Source organism: Streptomyces sp. NPDC001902, from assembly GCF_042891295.1.
Classification (GTDB): domain Bacteria; phylum Actinomycetota; class Actinomycetes; order Streptomycetales; family Streptomycetaceae; genus Actinacidiphila.
In genome coordinates this window covers 19,482-39,391 of the sequence record NZ_JBIATA010000048.1, presented here as the reverse complement: position 1 = coordinate 39,391, position 19,910 = coordinate 19,482, and the positions used below count along the sequence as shown (strand labels likewise).

Below are 19,910 nucleotides of genomic sequence, written 5' to 3'. Positions count from 1 at the left end.
CCCGCGGAGCGGGTACCACATCGCTGCGCGATGTGCAAGAGAAACCGCCTCGCTTCGCTCGGCGGGGCGGACCGCTTCGCGGTCCGTGAACCCGTGGACTTCGTCCACGGGTTGGGCCCCGCTGCGCGGGGCCTGCCTCACTTCGTTCGGCCGGCCCTTCCGGCCTTGGTGGGCCTCCGCTTCGCTTTGGCCCACCTAACGGACGCTGACGCGCCCTCATTGTTAGCGTCGCTGCGCTCCCCTGACTGGCCGTCGGCTTCGCCTCCGGCCTGCGGCCCGCTGACGCGGGCCAGGCTGGCTACGGGGAGGTGACGGTGCGTGATGATCCGTCAGGTCACTCACAGGGGCTGGTTGCTTCAAAATGGACTGCTGATAGATTCTGGAACTATGCTTGCCCACAGGAAGAGGTAATCGTTATGCCAGCTGATGCACTAGATTTGCATGGATGGCTCGCGGAGATGAATCGCCTGGCCGAGGAGTTCGCAGCCGACTTCGAGGCGGTCCACGGGTTCCCGCCTGACGAGCACACGATCCGTGAGAGCTCGGCAGAGGACGGTGCCGCCTCTGCGGGGATGCTTGCCCGTGCCGGTGTCCCCGGTTCCCTGGTCGCCCTGTACTCCGTACTGAGTGCGGCCGAGCTGCCGGACTTCGAGAACGGGATCTGGATCGATGACGCCTCGTCGCTTCTGGAGCAGACCGGAGCCGGCAACTACCCCCAGCAATTGGTCGGGACGGTCGAGGACCGCGTGACGGTGTTCGCCACGGACGGCGGCGGGGGCATGTATGCGGTCAGCCACTCCACCGAGTGCGTCTACCACCTCACCCTCGGCGCCCTTGCCGGTACCGACTACGACCTGGACGAGGACGGCTACACCATCACCGCACCAGACCTGGAAACCTTCCTGGAGCAGTTGCGCGACCGTCTTGCCCGGGCCGTCCGGGCGCAGCAGGCCGTGGTGCGGGCGGGTCGGGAATTGCGGTAGAGCAGCGTGGGAAAGGGTGTGGTGATGGAGAGGAAAAGTCTTCGTCCGCATCAGCGGGAAGCCGTTGACGCAATTCTTGGCGCGCTGGATTTTCCTGCAAGATCTACTGTGCCGGCGCGGGGGCTGCGGACTCAGGTGATCATGGCTACCGGGTCCGGGAAGACCCTCGTGGCCGCACGGGCAGCTGAGGAGCTCGGTGCGGGCCGTGTGCTGGTGCTCGTGCCCTCTTTGGATCTGCTGGCGCAGACCGAGGCCGCGTGGCGCGAGAGCGGCCGCACGGGGCCGGTGATCGGGGTGTCCTCGCTCCGCGGGGGCGAGGTGCCGTTCCCGAACACCACAAGTGTGGGTGACCTGGTCGACTGGGTTCGCCCGTTCGACAACGTGACCGTGTTCGCCACCTACGCCTCGCTCGGGCTGGGCACCCTGGAGCGCGCTCACGTCGCCGGCCTTCCCGGCTGGGACCTGATCGTGGTCGACGAGGCGCACCGTACGTCGGGGCGGATCGGGAAGCCCTGGGCGGTGGTCCATGACAACACCCGGATCCCGTCGCTGCGGCGGCTGTATATGACCGCTACGCCCCGCTTGTGGCAGCTGGGGGACGGCGAGGGCGAGGAGGGCGGCAGTGCCGGCGAGGGGGCCGGGCAGGGCGTGCCGGGTGAGCTGGTCGCGAGCATGGACGACGACCCGGACGGGCCCTTCGGCGGCAGGTGCTACACGCTCACGTTGTCGGAGGCGGTGGATCGGGGGATCTGCGCGCCGTATCAGGTGGTGTGCGTGGACGTCACCGACACCCAGTTCCAGGCCGCGGTCTTGCTGGGCGGCCAGGGCCGCTCCGACGCCGTGCGCGGCGCGCGGCTGGCCGCCCTGCAGACCGCGCTGCTGAAGGCTTCGGCGGAGGAGAACCTGGGGCGCACGCTGGTCTTCCACCACCTGGTCAAAGAAGCCGAGGCCTTCGCGGCCGGCCTGCCCGAGGCGGCGATGCGGCTGCACTCGAGCGATCCGGGCCTGTACCCGAAGACGATCTGGGCCGACTGGCTGCACGGCGAACACAAGCCCCTGCACCGGCGGCGGGTGCTGGAAAAGTTCGCCTCCGGGATCGCCAGTGACGGCACCGTGATGGAGAAGGCGTACCTGGGGTCGGTGAAAGTCCTCGGGGAAGGCGTCGACATCCGCCACTGCGACTCCGTGTACTTCGCGGACGTCCGCGGGTCCATGCCCGACCTGGTCCAGGCCGTCGGCCGCGCCCTGCGTATCCAGCCCGGCGAAGGCAAAGTCGCCTCCCTCGTCGTCCCCGTCCTGCTGGGGCCCGGGGAGACACCGGACAGCATGCTCACCTCGAAGGCGTACGGCGGACTGGCCAAGCTCCTGGAAGCCCTGCGAGCCCACGACACCCGCATCGTCGAGGCCCTCGCCGAGCCCCAAGCCCCCAGCCGCGCGGTGAAAGGCCGCGAGACCAGTAGTGAAGGGCAAGAGCCGGGTACAGCGTGGGAAGGCGTCAGCGCCCCCGCCCAGGCCCTGCTGAAGTTCTCCACCCCCAGAGACCCAGCAGCGCTGGCGGCATTCATCAACCTCCGCGTCATCAACCCCGAACACGCCCACTGGCGACGCGGCATCCAAGCCAGTGGCCTGTACGTGCGCAAGCACGGCAACCTGCGCGTGCCCTTCACCTACCGCACCCCAGCCGGTGAGGAAGCCCGAGAGGCCCGCTGGCCTGCCTCCCTGGCCGCGTTTCCGCTCGGGCAGTGGATCGCGGACGCTCGCCGGTTCTACGCCCGCGGCGACATGGACGAGGACCGCATCGCGCAGCTGGAGAAACTCGGCATGATCTGGTCGCACTTCGACGTCGCGTGGGAGGAGGGCCTTTCCGCCGCGCGCGGGTGGGCGGCCGAACACGGGCACCTCCTGGCCCCGCTGGACGCCACCTTCCAGGGCGCGGCGGTGGGCATCTGGCTGAAGAACGCGCGGGCCGCCGCCCGGAAGGCCGCGGAGAACGAACGGCGGCGTGCGGAGGGTCTGCCGGTGGAGTCGTCGGCCGGGGCACTGTCGGACGAGCGGCGTGAGCAGCTTGAGGAGATCGACGCGTCCTGGTGCCCGAGCTGGCCGGTGACATGGCAGCGGTGCTTCCACCTGGTCCGGATGCACCTGGACGCCGGTGAGGCCCTGCCCACCGAGGCGGGTGAGGTCCTTCGCCAAGGCGAGGATCTCGGGCGGTGGGTGCGCTCGGTCCGGTTCGGGTGGGACCAGCTCACCACCGTGCAGCAATGGATGTGCCAGCACATCCTCGACATCGAACCCGCGACCGAGGACGAGAAGCCGCTTCCGCGCCGTACACAGGCCGACAAGTGGGCGATGAACTACGAGGCCGCCACCCAGTACTACGAACGCGAAGGACACCTTCAGGTCCCGAGAAAACACGTCGAACGGATCATCGGCAAGGACCAACAGGAGCGGGAGCACAAGCTGGGGGCCTGGATCGGGAATCAGCGGAGCAGAGCCGCGACCCTGTCACCAGAGCGGATCGAGCAGCTGTCCGCCATCGGCATGCGCTGGGCATGAAGAGTCATCGCAGGGGCGTGACTGCCCCGGGAAACGCGGATGCCGCGCGCTGTCGTGGTCTGGCAGGATCCGTGGGTGTCCGCTTCTCTGTACGAATCGCATGTGACGGTCCACTGTGCCGGCCCCGACGAGTGGGTGCGGCAACACACCAACGACCATCGGTGTGACCGGCGCTTGGACGGCGGCAAGGTCGAGCATGCGGTGGTCGTTCGAGCCAGGCGGCGGGTGCCCGTCCATGAACCCACGACGCGTCCAGGCCCGGGCCAGTTCCTGCCGCAGACCGTGGCCCGGGCGGCATGGTTGGCCCAGGCCTAACGGCAGGGCCGGACGATGGGCGTCGTCGGGTGGTCGATCTGGGCGGCAGACGGGATACCCAAAGGGCTTGGGCAGCTGCGGAAACAGCTGGTCAAGGAGCTGGACGGCTTCGGACGGCGGTTTGCCATCGCCGCTCAGGGCCGAGGACGGGTGGCAGGAGCGCCATGACGCCGCACGCACTGCGGCCCGCCGGATCCGGCCAGCCCACGACCAGCAGGCCATCCTGCGCACCGTGGTCTGCCAGACCACGGGCTATCCGGCCTCGGTGCCGGACCTGCACAACCTCGAGTTCGCACTGGTCGTCGGGCAGCTACTGGCCGACGGCACCGGCGACGTCAGGGCGGAAGAATTCCTCACCGCTGCACCCAAGGCACCGCATGGGCGGCCCGGCTACGAGCAGGCATAAGCCGCGGCCGCCGCGCAGCGGGTCTCGGGCGCCGCGGGGACGGTCCTTCCTGTGTCGGGATGCGGCGGGCGTCGTCGGAAGACAGCGGTGGCCCCCCACACACCAGTGCAATCACCCCTCTACGACACCTCAGGCTCTGGTGCAGCATCCGTGCCGAGATCAGCGTGTCGCTTCCACGGGTAGCTGTCCCAGCCCGCATCCAAGATCGCGTTGCGACCGAGTTTCTTGCCGCTGAGAACAGTATCGAGGGAGTATGTCGTCGCCTGGGGGTCTGCCTGTCGTTCGATGAGAAGCTCGCTTATCGACATGTCCTGCAGCGTTACGAGATGTTCGAGCTCTGCAGCGCTGCAGACGGTGACTGGCGTGTCCGTATCGGACTGCATCACCTTCTGGAAAGGAGCGTTGGCAGTGTGGAAGGGCTCCATTGTCACAACCAGACCCTGCACGGGCCGGTCTGCGGGTATGTGGCGGAAGCTTGAGTCTCTTCCAGCGACCAGCGCTGCGGTGGTCTCTACTTGCTGGCAGGCGTGCCTAATCTGGCGCAGAGCAGTGTTGGTGCGGTCTAGCGCGCCAAGGCGTAGCTGTTGCGTAGGGCGGGTCGACTTCACTTCAACGAGCAGGACCAAGTCGTCGAAGACGACGATCCAGTCGACGCTACGTCGCTCGTCGCGGTAGATGATCTCGGAGTGCACTTCAGCATCGGGAAGCTGGTTCAGCTGGCGTCCGATGTACTGCTCGAAGAGATCCCCAAGCTCCTGGGCGAAGGAGTTCCCGAAGTGTGCCACGCCCATGTAGTACAGGCCAAGAGGGCTGCCCTTCGGAACGATCAGGTGGGAGGAGGGAGCGAGGTAGCCCGGTCCGAAGCCGAGCAAGAAGGGGCGGCCTCGCAGTGGGTTGTACTCAAAGCGGCGCAGGTGTGGGTCCTGGCTTAACCGACGTGTCTTGTTCTCAGCTTTGAAAGCTTCCAGGTCGGTGACGAAGTGACGCTCGGTGACCTCACGAATGGTGTCGCCGGGGATGACAGAGCAGACCTTCTCCATCTGGGGCTGGATCAGCCATGCGGGATCGAAGCGGCCCTCGTTTTGTAGCGCCGACACCTGCAGGAGCTGGGTGACGCCGACATAGTCGGACAGAGAGCAGCCAAGGAGCTGTTCGTCCCATCCATCGACCAGGCACGTGGGGATTCGCGCAGGAGACGTCTGATCGAACAGAGCAGCTGTGCGGGCCACGACACCACGGCCTTCCTCCCGCAGGACGAGGTATACCGACTCCTGAACGACGGCCTGCGCGCGCGGCGCGGGTCCGGTGCCGCCATGCCCGCGCCGACCGCGGACCGGGTGAAGGCCCGGGAGGTCCTGCGCACCGCTCTGGGGCTGGAGGAGACGCCGGTGCTCTTCTTCCAGAGCGTCCCTGATCGTCCACGCGGCCTTCTTCCGGGCATGTACGCCGACTGCGGCCTACGGGACATCCTGAGCAACCAGGACACACTCCGGGGCGCCCACGCCTTCAACTGGTCCTCGGAATACAAGCGTCCGGAATCGCGTGAGGGGGGCCTCCTGCTGGCCGACGCTCCCCGTCGCGGTCTGCTGATCGAGTCGGAGGGCGGGGTCACCGGGGCGGCGTCGGCGACCGCGGAGATGCTCGGCTGGGCGATGGAGCGCTACAACGACGGCGGCGGGGCACGCAGGATCAGCGTGTTTGTGCTGACGGAGATCACCCTGGAGTATTTCCGGCTCGTCGACCAGCACGTCCTACCGCTGGTCGACGGCGCATGGACGCACCGGATCGTCGCCGCGGACTTCGCCCGACCGCCCGGGCGCGCGCTCGCTTCCGGTGACGACCCAGCCTTCCCGTTCTGGGGCTCCACCCAGATGGCCACGAGCGACAACTGGAACCACAGCTGGAAGGCCATGGGCGACCCGGAACGCGACGCCTACGAGGCGCTGCGCTACATCTACGCCCTTTTCGGCCTCGATGTCACCGCCAGCCCGTTCATCGAGGCGGACCGCGTGAGCACGGCCAAGCTGCTCGAAAAGAAGAAGTAGCGGGTCTCCGGCCCCGCCTAACCCGGGCGGACCTGACCGCCGCGCTCGCCGCCGTGTACGAGCTCGCGGGCGCTCCGAAGCTGCGCGACCTGCAGGAGCGCGCTGGCATCGAAGGGACGGCCGGCAAGACGCTGCTGGCGCTCAGTACCGCCTGACGGATCGTGCAGCGGACGGCCCAGCCGGGTACCTGGCAGCAGTGCGCGGCCTTCCTGCGGGGCTGTGGCGTGTCAGCTCGGCAGCTCGCGCGGTGGGAGGCAGCCTGGAAGCGCGTCGTCGCTGACAGGTCGGCAGCTGCTCCCTCGCCCGCGCAGCGCACTCCTCAGCGGATCGGGGTCACTCGTCTCGTACTCCGCGACGCCGGGACAGTCCGATCGTGACGTGATCTTCCGCCTGGTTCCGCCCGACATGGTGCCGCTCGTCGCCCCGGAGCGGTTCGCGGCGCAATCAGCCCGGAACATGAATCAGCTGCTCGTTGGGCTCAACGCCCAGGAGCGGCAGGCCGTGGTGGAGTCCGTTCTCGCCCAGCTGGTCACTTCCCGGGCCCGCCGTGACAGTCCACGGCCCGCAACGATCGGCGGTCGCGGCGCTCATCCTCCCCTGCGCTGTCCAGGCTTCCTCTCACCAGTGTGACCCAGCACAGCACAGCGCGGTGCCGGACACTGCGGCCGGTTTCCCCCTTGGCCAGTGGCTCACCACACAACGCACCCGCCAACGCAAAGCCGGCCACCTCACCCGCGGCGGCCGCCAACTCGCCGCACTTGACCCCAACTGGTGCCCGCCCTGGCCCACTGCCTGGCAACGGGACTGGCACGCCGTCCGCAATTACCACAGCGGCCTGCCCGAAGGCGCGAGCTGGTGGCCCGGCGCACCCACCCCCGAACAAACCCGCCGCTGGCTCGAACAACAACACAGCACCTGGCACCGGCTCCACCCCGGCCAACGCGTCCTCCTCGAAGGCCAGGCCTTGGCCTCGGTCCGAGATCACAGAAGCAGACACAAGCGCAGACGCAGGCGCGGGCGCGGGCTGGCTCGCAGACCGCAGCCGAGAATCTCGCTGGCCTGGATATAACAGCAGTCCCAACGAGCCCCACGCGCGCATCACGGTAGGCAACAGCGGCCGCACCCGGGTGGATCCGGTGCTGCAGGACCTGGTGTGGACCGGCAGCCACGACGCGGGCAGGGCGGTGCGGATCCGCACCGCGGACAACGCGTACTGCCACCAGTTGGGGGTGCGGGTCGGGCGGTCCTGGCTGGCCGAGCTGATCGCGCTCGATTCCGGTGTGCTGTCGCGGTGGACGGGCTCCGTCAACCGGGTCCGGTGGCGGGCACTGCACCAGATCCGCGAGACCGGCTGGTACCCCGACGACCCGTGGTTCCTGCGCCGGGAGCAGCAGCCACTGCCGATCAGTCCAGCAGCGCTGGACCGAGACGGTCGGCAGTGTGCGGCTGGAGGAGCTGCCGCCGGTGGCGGCGTTCCCCGTCGTGCCGGGCAGGCGGTGGGGCCCGGGCTGGCGGTGGTCGGCGACGACCGGCCGGCACGTGCTGCACGGCTCGGCCGCGATGTGTACCCAGCTGATGCTGCTGGACCGCGACCGGCAGGTGCCCGGCCTGGCCGGGCGGCCGGTGCGGCTGGTGTGCCACGGCGATGTGCGGCGCGGCGGTGGGCGAGGGTGCACACCCGGGCGGCGTCGATGCGGCGGACGCCCTCACTGACCGGGTCGAGGCGGAGCCGGGAACGCCGTTCGCGGACGGCAGTGACGGTACAGGGATGAACGGCCAAGCGGCCGGGCAAGGTGGGTGGCCAGCCATCCGGCACATTCCAGGTCGGCCAGCAGCCAAGCCGCCGCGGTGGCAAGGGCCAGACCGGGCGCGGCGTGGTGCGGGCGATGGGCTGGTCGGTCCCGCGGTAGGCGGCGGACTAGCGTGACCGATATCCCAGAGCGGTCGGATATGTCCTGGTCGGACATGCCCCGCGCCTGGAGACAACGTGCCCACTGGGCCGCAGACCCGTCCGGCACCCGGGAACTCAAGCCTCCGCTGCGGTCCGCGCCCCGCTGGCGGCGGGCCTTGCGCGCCGCCCGGCGACACTCGACCCGCCCGTAGTCGGAGTCTGCGCACGACGGCTGGCCATCACGCACCTTTGAGACCATCGGCCGCCAGGCAAACAGCGCCGCCTTCGGCGCGTGATCATGAAGTCGTGCTCATGCGGCGGCCCTGCTCAGTGATGGGTACCGGCCGGCCCGGCGGCGGACCCGGCGGACCGCCAGCCGCTTCTCCACCTCCCGGAGGGCGTCCACGTCACCGTCGGGGTCCGCAAGCCCGACGGCCAACACCTCCAAGTCGGCCGCGGCCGTCCCCTCGCTCATCGCTTCCTTTCCTGCACTGTGTGCTCCCCCGCACGAAGCAGCCCGAGCGTAGGAGAGGGGCCGCGAAGTACGCCACGGCAGGAGGATCGGTGGCCGCAAGTTCGACCGCGTGCGGGTCAGGCGTGGCAGCGGAGCCGGACGAGGATCGTGTCGCCGGGAAGGCCGGCGAGGTACGCCTCGCTGCCCGGCCACACAGGTTCCGGACGGTCGTGAGGGCAATGGTCCGGGTGGCACGAGGCGTGGACGGCGTAACTGCCGCCTTCCAGCCACCAGCCGTCCACGGTGAGCACGTCCGTGTCCCTCGGATCGGGGGAGGTGAAGCGACGGATGTACTCGGCGCGCGTTCCCTGGAAACCGATCACAGGATGCTCTTCGGGATCGTCGTGTCCGAAAAAGGCCAGAAAGCCCATCCGGAGGCTGAAGGGATGGTCCAGGTACGCCGCGATCAGCGGCTGGGCCCGGTAGGCGGCGAGCATCTCGTCCCCCCACCGGTCACCCGGAAAGGCCTGCGGATCGTTCCACCAGCGCTCCACAAAGGTCGCGAGAGGAGCGGCCGGCGGGTGAAGGGCGACCAGGCTGTGCCACAAGTCCCAGGACGCGGCGGCCGCGCGCTCGGACGCGAGGTGGGGCTGGGAGAAGTCCAGCAGGGCCCGCGGTCCTCCGGCACACACGCCCGGAACGCTCGGACGTAGCCCACCGTCATACCCGGGGTCGTCATGGATGAGTCGCGGGTCGCCCTCGTAGCCGGAGGCGACCGCGAAACCCAGACCGTCGCTCCCACCCTGGATACGACGTTCGTCCCACATCCCACGCTCCACGGGATTGTCGTCCGTGTCGCTGTAGAAAGGCGCGACAGCCCGAGCAAGCGCCCCCTGAATATCATCCGCGGCCTCAGCCGGCAGACACACCGTCACCCATACTCCGGCCATCCCACCCCTCCCCTTCCACACCCGCGACCAGCATGATCGCACGCACGCTGGCGGCGCTGCCCGGTAGCCTCGGTACCGGCTCGCGCGGACCTGGCACATGAAGGAGTTGAGGCCGTGGCACGTACCTGGCTGTCCATCCGGGTGGAACTGGTCTCCGGGCACGGAGCAGATCTGTGGCCTCGCCCCGGCCGGGTCTTGGCCGCCGCGCGCTCGCACTCCTTCGCTCAGTTCGCCACGGCCATCGATCTCGCCTTCGGCCGCTGGGACCTGGCCCACTTGCACCTGTTCACGCTGTCCAACGGGACCCGGGTCAGCCCCCTGGACTGGTGGGACGGCGAGGCCCCGGACGGCACCATGGATGGCCATGCCACCAAGCTGAGCAGGCTGCAGGCCGGCGAGCAGTTCGCCTACGTCTTCGATATGGGCGATGACTGGGCCCACCTGTGCACAGTGACAAACAAGCGCATCGATCCACTCGACGAACTTGGCGAGATCCCCGACCACCCGGTTCCCTACTGGGGCTGGGGCAGCCTCCCCGACCAATACGCACGCCGCTGGGACGGAGACGACGGCCACTCTCCGATGCCGAAGCGGCCAGAGCGCGGGCTCAGCGACCTGCCTCCAATCCTTCCCTGGTGGGGCGAACACCGGCGCGGATGACCTCCAGCCAGCTCGTTCCGCGGATCACCCGCGAACAACCATCCACCGAGCCTAACCAGCCCCCCGACCCCGGACCCCGACCCCCGAACCACCCATCACACCCCCACACGCCCGTCATGCACCCGCTGCTCCTGACCCTCCTGGCAGGAACGGCCTGGGGTGCCTACTTCCTGGTACTACCGGGAGTCCAGTCATCTGTGTTCGTCATCGCGCCGGTGGGGGGCCTCCTGCTCGGCGGAATCTTCGGGCTCACAGCTCTGTATGAGCGCACCGACAACGCCGTCTGCGACGGCTGGGCCTGTGGAACGGCTCATGACAGCCTGATCGGTTACGACCGTCCAGCACGGCTGTCCTCGTCCGCCGGCCATAGCCAAGGAGCCCCCACTTGGCCAGGGGTCGTTTGCGTTCACTGGTGTTCGGATGGTGCCGTGGCAGACGCCGCGTCCCTATCGTTGCGCCATGACGGACGAACAACCCCCTGCACGGGTCTTCCCGAACCGTTTTCCCGAGGCGGTGAACTCCCGGCCTGGTGTGCCGCAGGACAGGTGCCACTGCTTCAGCCAGGTTCGGGTGAGTTCTCCCGGCGCGATGACGTCCTTCCACGCCGAGATTCAGGACACCAGTGCTCCGGGCTGGCTCCGATTGCTGGAGCTGATCGAAGAGGCGGCGGCCGACGGGCGGGAGGAATTCCGCCCGCTGCCAGAGCTGAGCCCTGATGAGCGGCGGCAGATCGTGACGCTGCCGGCGTCGATCGGGCGGCTGACGGCGGTGCGGACCCTTGTGCTGTACGGGAGCAACCTGGTGCGGATACCTCCGGAGATCGGCGACATGGCGAGCATGGAACAGTTCAGCCCGTACACCTCGCGACGGCTGCACTGGTTCCCGTACGAAATGACGCGGTGCGCTCGGCTGGCGAACAGCACGGTGAGCACGCGCTCGATCTACGGCAACTACAAGTACCGGCCGCCTTTCCCGCGGCTCCTCCCGCCCGGCGATACGGTCCTGGACCTCGACAGCCTGGATCCCTACCGCTGGGGCACCACCGCGGCCCGCACCTGCAGTGTCTGCACCGGGCCGATCGCGCCGACGGGCCCTCACCAGGCTTGGGTCTCCCAGGTGGTGGCGACCGACGTCCTGCCGCTCTTGGTCAACGCCTGCTCCCAGGCGTGCCTCGACGCGCTGCCACCTGGGGCGAAGGGCTACATCCCTAGGCCTCATCGGGGCGGGGTGATCGAACAGCCCCCGTCGCGTTGACCGTCGTCACCCGGGCCCCGAAGTCCTGACGTAGCAGAGCCGGTAGCTGTCCTCGTACCGCGCCACCTCGCTGAGGAGTTCGTCGCCGTGAGCGCGCAGGCGGGTGACGGTGTCGTCGACGGCGAAGGTGACACGGCGCAGGCCCAGGTGTTGGGCGACGTGTTCCGCGGCCGCCGCCTGCGAGCCTGGCGTTAACGGTTTGGTATGGCCTCACTTTTCCGGTCTGAACTGGCCCCGGCTTGCTGCGACGGGCCCTTGTGTTCCGGCCCGGAGTGGCCCCGCTTCCGGTCTGTAGTGGCCCCGCTTTGAAGGGGGCGGTGTCAGTCGTCGCTGGGCGTCATGTCGTATTCGCCGACATCCAGATCTGCGCCGGTTGCGGCGAGGAAGTCCACCACCGCGCGGTCCAGGTGCCAGCCGAAGAGGTTCGTGTCGTCCGGCGAGCCGGAGGGCTGCTTGTCATGCCGGTTGAAGTAGCGGTGGACCTGCAGAATCGCGCCCCCGGGGCCCTCCTCGGTTGCGAGACGGGTTGTCAGATTGGTGAGCGCCTCCATGCGGGGCCGGAGCCTGCCGATGACCTGGTCGATCTGCTCATCGACTGGCAGGCCGGGCTCGCGGCAGAAAACCTTCCAGCAGTGACAGAACGGGATGGTGTGAGGTGAGGTGGTTAGACTTCCCCGCACCGTGACCTCGTCCGGTTCCACGCCAAGCAGTTGGGTGATCTCGTCGGCAGTGGTGCCCACGCTGGAGATGGCAAAGTAGACGTACTGAGTCAACGACACCCGCGGAGACTATCGACGTAGCCGCACGGCCGCCTGACTCTATTTCCTCGCCTGCTGCCTGGCTTTGGTCTGCGCGAGGCGGTAGGACCCGGTTCCGGTCTCGATGATGGTGCCGTTGAAGGTGAGGCGGTCGACGATGGCCGCGCAGAGCCGGGGGTCGGTGAAGGTCTTGGTCCAGCCTCCGAACGATTCGTTCGAGGAGATCGCAACACTGTTCTTCTCCTCCCTTTCCGTCAGAACCTGGAACAGCATCTCGGCGCCGTGGCGGTCCAGTTCGAGGTAGCCCAGTTCGTCGATGCAGAGGAGATCGACGCGGCCGTATCGGGCGATGGTCTTGGTCAGCTGTTTTTCGTCGGCCGCTTCGACGAGCTCGTTGACCAGGCGGGCGGCGAGCGCGTAGCGGACCCGGAAGCCGGCCATTGCGGCGGCGGAGCCGAGGCCGATCAGCAGGTGGGTCTTGCCGGTGCCGGAGTCGCCGGTCCAGCAGCGTCGCCGCGACGGTGTGCCGGCGTACGAGGTCGTGGTCGCGCATGGACGGGGACGGCCGACCACCAGCAACGGTCAGTCGTCACGGCCATCGACCAGTGCGATGCAGGGATTGTTGCTCTTGTGGGACGGGCATGGCTTTCCGGCAGGTGACACGACGGGTCTGAGGGGGGCGCCGTGGCTCGCAAGAAGTCCTTGACCGCTCAGTTGTTGCAGGCCTACCAGGAAGCGAAGAAGGCCAAGGCCGCCGAGGAAACGCGGCTGCAGCAGCAGGAGGCTCGCCGGGCCCGGGCCGCGGAGCAGGAGCGCTTGCGCAAGGAGCGGGAAGCGGTCAAGCAGGAGCGGGAGCAGGCGCAGCGGTGGGTGGCGGCGCAGAGGGCGAAGAAGCAGCAGGAGGCGGAGCGTAAGCGGAAGGTGGAGCAGGTCGAGCGGGATCTGGCTCGTCGGCAGGCGGCGCGGGAGAAGGAGGCCGCGCAGAAGGAGAAGGAGCGGGCGCGACGCGTGCAGCAGGCGGCTCGGCTGGCCAAACTGGAGCAGGTCGAACAGTTGAAGGCCGAGGCGCTGAAGCGGACCGGCGAGGTGCAGGCACGAGGGGCGGGGTTGGGCAGGGTGCTCGTGGACCGCTCCCCCGGCCTGCATAAGCACCGCGGCGCGGTGGAGCAGGTGCTGGCCGACGGAGCGACGGCATTCGTGGAAGCGGTGGAGGGCGTGCTGGCCGGCTGTGGGTATCCGGCGGGGCTGCGCCGGGCGTGGCGGCTGGCGTATGCGCCGGAGTCGCGTGAGTTGATGGTGGATGTGGACCTGCCCGGGCAGGACGTGATCCCGTCCGCGACCGGCTACCGGTACAAGGCCACCGACCCGCCAACCGTGGTGCCGCAACCGCGGAAGGAAGCCGAATCCAAGGAGCTGTACAAGCAGCTCGTCGCCCGCCTCGCGCTGCGGGCCGTGGACCCGTCTGCGCGTCGAGCCGGTCGTGGACGCTGAACGCGCGTTTCGGTCCGGGTACGGTGGCGGCCGCCGCCGCTTTCGCTGAACAGCTGTGGCCTCGCGCTACCGCCCCCGCCCGCTCCCGCAGCTTTGGAGCTCCAAACACGATCCTGCTCGTCCACCTGCCGAAGGCCAGAGGTATCGGCGAACGGGGCGGGGGGTCCGTCCTATGCCGCGTCGGTCGCGTTGGTGCGGCTCTTGACCTTGAGAAGTTCTTCGTAACCCATGCGGCGCAGGTACTCCTCGGACGCCTTGTGGCCGATGTCGTTGACCTCGTCGGCGCGGCCGTCGGCGAAGTCAACGACGGATCGGAAGGGGCGAGTGCCGGCGGGGAGGCCGAGGATCCTGGCGATCTCCTCGGCCACTGCCTTGGGGTTGGCGTCGACGCCAGCGGGGAAGAGGCCGTTGGTCGCCTCCTCGTAGCGGTTCAGCATCGGCTCGAACACGCCGTACGCGGCGGCGCGTTCGCTGTCGCTGGCCTGGCTGGCGTTGGGGAAGTGCGAGGTGCCTTCGGTGAAGGGGCCGGGCATCACGATGGTCGTCTCGATGCCGAACTCGTTGACCTCGTAGGCCGTGACCTGGGCCAGGGCGTCGCCGGCGGCCTTGGACGCGACGTAGGGGCCGATGAAGGGCGGCAGGACCGCCGAGGTGGTGCTGCCGACGGACAGCAGGGTGCCTGATCCGCGGGAGCGCATGTGGGGAAGCGCGGCGCGGTTGACGCGCTGTATGCCGACCACGTTGATGTCGAAGAGGTGCTGGACGTCTTCGGCGGTGAACGCCTCGACGTAGCCGAGGAAGAGGTGGCCCGCGTTGTGCACCACGGTGTCCAGGCGGCCCTCGCGCTCCACAATGGTGGCCACTGCGGCCTCGGCCGACGCCTGGGACTGGACGTCGAGTTCCACCACATCCAGGTTGTGCCCGGTGTTGAGACCGAATTCGATCAGTTCCTCGGCATGCTGGACGTTGCGTGTGTCGACGTTGCGCATGCTGGCGTACACGGTGTGTCCACGGGCCGCGAGTTCTCGGGCGGTGAGGTTGCCGATCCCGGTCGAAGCGCCGGTGATCAGGATGACGGAAGACATGGTGTGTCCTTTCAGGTGAAGTCGGGGCGCCCATAACGAAGGCGAAGGCACCCACCGCGTCCGGCCGGGGACTCTGAGTAGTCGCCCTTGGGTGGCGGGAGGGCTGACGTGGATGGTGTTGATGCGTCGGCACGGGTGTCGAGGCAGGTGCGGAGGCCGGTTGCCGAAGGACCGGCGATCCCCGGAGTGCGTCTCGGTTGAGGCGGCGACGGTCCTGATGGTGGAGTGCTGGCCGGTTTCCTCGGCCGCGCCGCATCAGTGACGGGGTGTCAGGTGGTGAATTCCTGAGTGCCGAGTACGCCAAGGAAGGCGAAGCTCTCCGCGGTGGTGGAGCCGGGTTGCGGGCGGAAGATCACCATCCGGTGGCCCGTGGTGGTGCTGAGGACGACGTCGCACTGCACGTCCAGCGAGCCAGCCTGCGGGTGGATCAGTTGTTTGCGGGTGGACCGGAGCGGCTCGACGGCCATCTCGTGCCAGTAGCGGGTGAATTCCTCGCTGCCGCGCAGCAGTTCACTCACCAGGCGCGCGGCCGTGGGGTCCTCGCCGCGTCGTCCGGTGCTCGCCCGGAGGTCGGCCGCGTAACCGCGGCCGATCGCCTCGTATTCCTCGGGGGCGTTGAGCGCTCGGGAGGCGGGGTCGGTGAACCACCGCCAGGTGACGTTCCCGTCCCTGTCGTCCCCCACCTCCCATGAACCGACCAGGGCCCGGCTGAGCCGGTTCTGCGCCAGCATGGTGTTGAGGTCGTCGGTGACGTGTGCGGGCACCCCGGTCAAGGAGTCCAGCAGGAACATCATCGCCGGATCGACGTAGCCGCTTCCCGCGCCGCGTGCCGGTGGTGCGTACCCGGCGAGTCGGTACAGGTGGTCCCGTTCGTCCACCGACAGGCGCAGTGCCCTGGCCAGCGAGCCCACCATCGCCTCGGAGGGGTGCGCGTTGCGCCCCTGCTCCAGGCGCTCGTAGTAGTCCGCGGAGACGTCGGCCAGCAGGGCGACCTCGGTCCGCCGAAGACCCGTGGCGCGGCGCCGGCCGCCGGGGACGAGCCCGACGTCGGCCGGCAGGAGCGCCTCTCGCCGGGCGCGCAGGAAGCGGCCCAGTTCACCCTGGTTCATCGGTTCGTCACTCCTGGACGGCCTGCATGGCCTGCGGGACATAGCGTGCGCCGGCCACCTCGTCGGCCGGGATGGCCTCGTTGAGCAAGGCCAGCGTGGCGTCGTCCAGGACGATCGATGCGGCAGCGGCGTTCTCCTCAAGGTAGGGGCGCCGCTTGGTGCCGGGGATGGCGGTGGCGCCCTGGGCGAGCACCCAGGCCAGGGCCAGCTGTCCGGGGGTGACACCGGCCTTTTCGGCGATGGCGCGGACGCGGTCGGCCAGGCCGAGGTTGTGGTTGAAGTGTTCCTCGCTGAAGCGGGGGGCGGTGCGGCGGAAGTCGTCCGCGGGCAGGTCGGCCACCGAGCGCAGGGTGCCGGTCAGCATCCCGCGGCCCAGAGGCGAGTATCCGACGAAGCCGATGCCCAGCTCGCGCACCGTGTCGAGCACACCGTTGGTCTCCACGGTCCGGGTGAACAGCGAGAATTCGGTCTGCACCGCGGACAGCGGGGCCGCGGCGTGGGCCGCGCGGATGGTCTCGGCGGACGCCTCGCTGATGCCCAGGTAGCGCACCTTGCCCTCGGCAACGAGCTCGCCCAGGGCGCCGAAGGTCTCCGCCGCGGGCACGTTGGGGTCGACACGGTGCTGGTAGTACAGGTCGATGCGGTCCGTGCCGAGCCGGCGCAGCGAGCCCTCCAGCGAACGCCGGATGTAGTCGGGCCTGCCGTTGGGTCCGCCGACGATGTTCCCATCGTCGTCCAGGGTGACCCCGCCGAACTTCGTGGCCAGCACGATCTGGTCCCGGTACGGCGCCAGGGCGCGCCCGACCAGTTCCTCACCGGTGAAGGGACCGTAGAAGTCCGAGGTGTCGAATAGTGTGACGCCGAGTTCGACCGCCCGGTGCAGGGTCTTCGTCGACTCCTCGTCGTCCCGGGTGCCGTACATCGCCGTCATCCCCATGGTGCCCAGGCCCTCGACCGAGGTCACCAGGCCCTGAGTGCCGACTGCGTGCTTGTTCATGCTCATGTCGTTCTCCTGCCGTGATCGGCCGCCGTCGTTCGGCGGCCTTGAGAAGAGGATCTGCCAGTTCTGCGTGAGTTCCCTCGTCCTGCTAGGACGACCCTGCGGACACCTCACGCGCCGTCCGCCGGATCGGCCGTGGCGGACGACGCGGACCCGTTCACGCTCTGCTGTTCCACCACATCCGCGCACACCTCCTTGAACGTCGCATGGAGGTCCGCTCTGGATCGGCCCGCGCGCATCCTCCCGATCGGCCAGCTCCTGGCCCGCCCGTTGTCGAGATCGCCCGCGTGCACTGAGCCGGGTCATCGCGACCCGCGGGCCGCCGGAACTGGTTCGCGGCTCGACGTGGCCCAGCGCCGCGAGCTCGCCGAACAGCGTGAGACGGCTGCCATTGCTGCACCGGACACGGCAGCCGGTTCGCACACGCTCCAGAACAGCGCAGTGGCGTGGTCCGATGTCCGTGAGACGGCTGCCATTGCTGCACCGGACACGGCAGCCGGTTCGCACACGCTCCAGAACAGCGCAGTGGCGTGGTCCGATGTCGTCGAAGCCCGCGTTGGGGAGGTGTGCCGGTGCTCGCGCTGGAGGAGAAGCGACAGCTGTCCGGGGCGCTCCCTGGGCTCACCGACCGGTGGGCGTCGCGGGGCTGTTCAGCGGTGGCTGTTGGGGGTGAGGAGGTCGCCCAGGCCGGCATTGGTGAGGAATTCGGCGCGGATACGGTCTCCGACGGCCCAGGCGACCTCGCTGCCGTCGTGGCTGGGGTCGATGTGGACGCGCCAGGGGCGGCCACCTGGGGGTGCGGCGACGGCCTTGACGATGGCGTCGGCGACTTCGTGGGCGGAGGCGTCCTTGGGGAAGAGCGCGGCCAGGCGGTCGGGGACGGTTCGGATGGTCTCGCCGTACAGGTCCTCGTAGGCGGGCGCGCGTTCGGTGTCGGCGGGCGTAGCGGCGTGGGCGAAGTGGTTGGTGCCCGACGGGTAGGCGCCGGGCACGATGATGGTGGTGTCGATCCCGAAACGGATCAGCTCGGCTCCGTAGCTGACCGCCAGCGCGTTCATGCCGGCCCTGGCGGCGAAGTACGGCGCCAGGAAGGGCGGACAGCCGCCCCGGGCGCTGGTGGAGCTCACCCACACGAGATGTCCGTGGCCCTGACGGCGCAGGTGCGGCAGTGCAGCGCGGTTGACCCGCTGGGCGCCCAGGACATTGACGCATCGAGACGCTTGTGCTCGGCCGCGATCTGTTGAACAGCGTTGTCCGCGGACTCCTGGGACTGGACATCCAGGTCGATTCCCCGGATGTCGATGCCCTCGTCGAAGCGGAGGTCCTCCAGCGCCTGCATCGCGGGGACATTGCGGCTCATGGTGTCCCGTATGCCTGCATGCACGGTGTGACCTGCACGGGCCAGAGCCTGGGCCGAGAGGTTGCCGAAACCGCTGGAGGTCCCGGTGATCAGGATGACCTTGCGGTCGGGTGTGGTCGTCATGGTCTTCTGCCTTGGCTTGAAGGAACGTGAGCTTTATCTCCCACGGTTGGGAGCCCTCGGCACCGTGCGGGCTATCGGCCGGCCCTGGAGTTGTTGATCGCGAAGGCCAAGGCGTCGTTGAGCGGGGTGCTTCCGTGGCGGACGTCCGCTCCGGCCGGCGGGTCGACGAGCCTCTTGTTGTGCGCGTCGAAGAATTCCGCGTTCAGCCTGGCGAACGCCGGTGTCGCACCGGCAGCGGTCACAGTGGGCTCCCACTCCTCGCGCGGGAGCTCCTGGGCGGTCATGTCGGTGCCGGTGACCGCAGCGAGCGCGGCGGCGACCTCCCGCGCGGTGTAGCGGCGTGGCCCCTCCACATGGACGACCCGCGGCGATCCGGCCTGCGGCGGAGCCGAGAGCAGGATGTCGGCGGTGATCGCGCCGACATCCGCGGCGTGGACCATCGGCAATGGCCTGTCCAGCGGCTGGTGCGGGCTCGCGAGCGTCCCCGTCTTCAGCGCCACCGGCACCTGGCGTGCCCAGTTGTGCATGTGCTCGGCCGACCGCACGAACGTCAGCGGGTTCGGCAGCTCGCCCAGGCGCACCTCGATCTGATGGAAGAGGGCCGGGATACCGGTGCCGGAAGGGGTCTGGGCTCCGTAGTCCGAGATGACCAGGACCGGGAGCGAGGGGAAGGCGGACAGGCCCTGGACCAGCGACTCGGCGAGGGTCGCCGTCACCGCGCCCGGGTCCTCCGCGACCGGGGACAAGGGGAAGATCACCTGCACGCTGTCACATCCCTCGACGGCGGCGGCGATGGCTTGGGGATCGAGTAGATCGGCCCGCACCACGGCGGCCGCTCCCTCGATCCGCGTGTCAGCCGGCGTTCGCCACACCACCGCCCGCACAGACGCGCCCGACTCGCCGAGGCGACGGACAGTGGCAGACCCGATGTGACCTGTGGCTCCGAAAACCGTGATGGTATTCACGCATATACGGTAAGCAAGAGCACATCATCCGTCAAGAAGACAGTCTACGAGCGCAGGCCACATTGGCGGCATGCCGGGCGCGCGGCGCCGCGATGCGACGAGGGCGTTGCTCGCAGCGCCGCCCGCAGGCTCGGACTTGCCGGGGTGTCCGTATCGACCCCGGCCTGCACGGCGCCCTTCGCCCGGCATGGCCGTCGCCCTTCGCGGCCCCCCGTTACCTCTTTCGTGGCTCCGCAATGGGGTCTCCGGCCTTCGGGCTCGGAATGACTTCCCCCTCCTGTTGTTGATGATCCGGGGGGTGGTGTCACCGGGCGGAGGCATCGACGGACCGCTGGTGAGAGGCTTGAGCACCTTCCATGCGGCGGCTGCCAAATCGGTCGTTGCCCCGCTTGCAGGCGGAGCGGCCCGGTGGAAGCGCACCGCCGCGATCTGTTTGTCTGCAGCCAGACGCGGGGCTGCAGCCGTGCGTCTGGCTTCGCCTCGGGAAGCGGAGCCGTTTCGGGGA

General features: G+C 68.9%; 16 protein-coding genes and 3 pseudogenes. 9 read left to right on the top strand and 10 right to left on the bottom strand.

The genetic code is table 11. The features are described 5' to 3' along the window. Positions 1 to 458 precede the first annotated feature (458 nt). The 3 genes from ACFYYN_RS42260 to ACFYYN_RS42250 all read left to right on the top strand — a co-directional run bounded on the left by ACFYYN_RS42260 (position 459) and on the right by ACFYYN_RS42250 (position 4,260). Positions 459 to 983, top strand: coding sequence for an SMI1/KNR4 family protein (locus ACFYYN_RS42260; protein WP_500550027.1), 525 nt, complete (start codon positions 459 to 461; stop codon positions 981 to 983). Positions 984 to 1,007: 24 nt separating this feature from the next. Then, a complete protein-coding gene (locus ACFYYN_RS42255) occupies positions 1,008 to 3,539 on the top strand; it encodes a helicase associated domain-containing protein (protein ID WP_500550030.1) in 2,532 nt (843 codons plus the stop codon). A 382-nt stretch (positions 3,540 to 3,921) separates the two neighbouring features. After that, positions 3,922 to 4,260 (top strand): hypothetical protein, encoded by a 339-nt coding sequence (locus ACFYYN_RS42250; RefSeq protein WP_500550026.1) that lies wholly within the window; start codon positions 3,922 to 3,924, stop codon positions 4,258 to 4,260. Positions 4,261 to 4,379: 119 nt separating this feature from the next. On the opposite strand, the gene ACFYYN_RS42245 is transcribed toward ACFYYN_RS42250, so the two are convergent. After that, positions 4,380 to 5,489 carry a hypothetical protein gene (locus ACFYYN_RS42245; protein WP_500550025.1) on the bottom strand — a complete coding sequence of 370 codons (1,110 nt, stop codon included), beginning with the start codon at positions 5,487 to 5,489 and terminating at the stop codon, positions 4,380 to 4,382. An 84-nt stretch (positions 5,490 to 5,573) separates the two neighbouring features. Here ACFYYN_RS42245 and ACFYYN_RS42240 point away from each other — a divergent pair, with 84 nt between their 5' ends. The 3 genes and pseudogenes from ACFYYN_RS42240 to ACFYYN_RS42230 all read left to right on the top strand — a co-directional run. Continuing rightward, positions 5,574 to 6,305 (top strand): hypothetical protein, encoded by a 732-nt coding sequence (locus tag ACFYYN_RS42240; protein WP_500550024.1) that lies wholly within the window; start codon positions 5,574 to 5,576, stop codon positions 6,303 to 6,305. 547 nt (positions 6,306 to 6,852) lie between these two features. Then, the gene (locus ACFYYN_RS42235; RefSeq protein ID WP_500550023.1) at positions 6,853 to 7,374 is read left to right on the top strand and encodes a helicase associated domain-containing protein; all 522 of its coding nucleotides are present in this window, start codon (positions 6,853 to 6,855) and stop codon (positions 7,372 to 7,374) included. 371 nt (positions 7,375 to 7,745) lie between these two features. Further along, positions 7,746 to 7,940, top strand: a pseudogene (locus tag ACFYYN_RS42230) (TnsA-like heteromeric transposase endonuclease subunit); the annotation flags it as partial. Positions 7,941 to 8,506: 566 nt separating this feature from the next. On the opposite strand, the gene ACFYYN_RS42225 reads toward ACFYYN_RS42230, so the two are convergent. Next, complete coding sequence (locus tag ACFYYN_RS42225) at positions 8,507 to 8,671, bottom strand: hypothetical protein (protein ID WP_500550022.1); 165 nt, start codon at positions 8,669 to 8,671, stop codon at positions 8,507 to 8,509. Between the two features lie 116 nt (positions 8,672 to 8,787). Beyond that, positions 8,788 to 9,600, bottom strand: a complete 813-nt coding sequence (locus tag ACFYYN_RS42220; RefSeq protein ID WP_500550021.1) for a hypothetical protein — start codon at positions 9,598 to 9,600, stop codon at positions 8,788 to 8,790. 114 nt (positions 9,601 to 9,714) lie between these two features. On the opposite strand from ACFYYN_RS42220, the gene ACFYYN_RS42215 reads away from it, so the two are divergent. Both ACFYYN_RS42215 and ACFYYN_RS42210 read left to right on the top strand, forming a co-directional pair. Beyond that, a complete protein-coding gene (locus tag ACFYYN_RS42215; RefSeq protein WP_500550020.1) occupies positions 9,715 to 10,260 on the top strand; it encodes an IS1096 element passenger TnpR family protein in 546 nt (181 codons plus the stop codon). 459 nt (positions 10,261 to 10,719) lie between these two features. Continuing rightward, positions 10,720 to 11,514, top strand: a complete 795-nt coding sequence (locus tag ACFYYN_RS42210) for a leucine-rich repeat domain-containing protein (RefSeq protein ID WP_500550019.1) — start codon at positions 10,720 to 10,722, stop codon at positions 11,512 to 11,514. Positions 11,515 to 11,834: 320 nt separating this feature from the next. Here ACFYYN_RS42210 and ACFYYN_RS42205 read toward each other — a convergent pair whose 3' ends face one another. Further along, positions 11,835 to 12,293 carry a DUF4279 domain-containing protein gene (locus ACFYYN_RS42205; protein ID WP_500550018.1) on the bottom strand — a complete coding sequence of 153 codons (459 nt, stop codon included), beginning with the start codon at positions 12,291 to 12,293 and terminating at the stop codon, positions 11,835 to 11,837. A gap of 39 nt (positions 12,294 to 12,332) precedes the next feature. Then, a pseudogene (locus tag ACFYYN_RS42200) lies at positions 12,333 to 12,779 on the bottom strand (ATP-binding protein); the annotation flags it as partial. A 177-nt stretch (positions 12,780 to 12,956) separates the two neighbouring features. Here ACFYYN_RS42200 and ACFYYN_RS42195 point away from each other — a divergent pair. Then, complete coding sequence (locus ACFYYN_RS42195; protein WP_500550017.1) at positions 12,957 to 13,763, top strand: hypothetical protein; 807 nt, start codon at positions 12,957 to 12,959, stop codon at positions 13,761 to 13,763. A 170-nt stretch (positions 13,764 to 13,933) separates the two neighbouring features. Here ACFYYN_RS42195 and ACFYYN_RS42190 read toward each other — a convergent pair whose 3' ends face one another. The 5 genes and pseudogenes from ACFYYN_RS42190 to ACFYYN_RS42170 all read right to left on the bottom strand — a co-directional run bounded on the left by ACFYYN_RS42190 (position 13,934) and on the right by ACFYYN_RS42170 (position 19,405). Further along, a complete protein-coding gene (locus ACFYYN_RS42190; RefSeq protein ID WP_500550016.1) occupies positions 13,934 to 14,848 on the bottom strand; it encodes an SDR family oxidoreductase in 915 nt (304 codons plus the stop codon). 269 nt (positions 14,849 to 15,117) lie between these two features. Further along, positions 15,118 to 15,957: a helix-turn-helix transcriptional regulator gene (locus tag ACFYYN_RS42185; protein WP_386997905.1), complete on the bottom strand. Its 840-nt coding sequence runs from the start codon at positions 15,955 to 15,957 to the stop codon at positions 15,118 to 15,120. A gap of 7 nt (positions 15,958 to 15,964) precedes the next feature. Next, on the bottom strand, positions 15,965 to 16,954 hold the full coding sequence (locus tag ACFYYN_RS42180) for an aldo/keto reductase (protein WP_500550029.1): 990 nt from the start codon (positions 16,952 to 16,954) through the stop codon (positions 15,965 to 15,967). A 653-nt stretch (positions 16,955 to 17,607) separates the two neighbouring features. Next, positions 17,608 to 18,440 (bottom strand): annotated as a pseudogene (locus tag ACFYYN_RS42175) (SDR family NAD(P)-dependent oxidoreductase). 71 nt (positions 18,441 to 18,511) lie between these two features. After that, the gene (locus ACFYYN_RS42170; protein WP_500550015.1) at positions 18,512 to 19,405 is read right to left on the bottom strand and encodes an NmrA family NAD(P)-binding protein; all 894 of its coding nucleotides are present in this window, start codon (positions 19,403 to 19,405) and stop codon (positions 18,512 to 18,514) included. Positions 19,406 to 19,910 lie beyond the last annotated feature (505 nt).